The sequence below is a fragment of the Tritonibacter sp. SIMBA_163 genome (assembly GCF_046535935.1).
GTDB classification, from domain to species: Bacteria; Pseudomonadota; Alphaproteobacteria; order Rhodobacterales; family Rhodobacteraceae; genus Epibacterium; species Epibacterium scottomollicae.
Genome location: NZ_JAWJBP010001593.1, coordinates 1 through 228 on the forward strand (window position 1 = coordinate 1; position 228 = coordinate 228).

Annotated in this window: 1 protein-coding gene; it reads right to left on the minus strand. The window is 74.6% G+C overall.

Going from position 1 to position 228, the window contains the following annotated elements:
- Positions 1 to 228, minus strand: a 228-nt coding sequence (locus R0J92_RS27630) for a DUF1045 domain-containing protein (RefSeq protein ID WP_411054030.1), incomplete at both ends; no start/stop codon positions are given.

A 228-nucleotide genomic window follows, 5' to 3' on the forward strand; every position in this document is an offset into this window, starting at 1 on the left:
CCCTCGGCATCCGTTGCCGCCGCTCGAAAGGCACCCATCTCGCTCCCGCTGGCCGCTGCCAGCGCGTCCAGGGCGGGGACGTCCCCAACCGGGCGCAGCGCCAAAGACCGGCCCAGCCGGTCGATCTGCAACCCGTCCAGCGTGACGGTCGTGCGGGTGGCGGCCAGCGCGGCGCAGGCGGCGCGCAACTGCGCCTCATCGGTGACCGTTGCCAGACGCATCGGCGGC